The following is a 256-nucleotide window of genomic DNA, read 5'->3' as shown; positions in this document are numbered from 1 at the left end:
GGCCGGGCCGGCGACCCGCTGGCGGGGCGCCCCCACGGCTGATTGACACGAGTGCATGGCTGCCCCTACGTTTCGATGACTGTCACTTTCGCGGGGGCCTCAAGTGATCACATCGCAGCGTGCTGCGCGCCGCGTGCTGTCCGGCGCCGTTCCCACCTCCTTCACTCTTCTTGCCGTGAGCCTGGTCGCGGCGGCCGGGGCGGTGGCCGTCGCCGCCGGTCCGGCCGCCGCCGATCCGGTGCCACTCCCGCCCGGA

Origin of the sequence: Dactylosporangium sp. NPDC049742 (assembly GCF_040674675.1) — a bacterium.
GTDB lineage: Bacteria > Actinomycetota > Actinomycetes > Mycobacteriales > Micromonosporaceae > Dactylosporangium > Dactylosporangium maewongense.
This window is presented reverse-complemented; position numbering follows the sequence as displayed.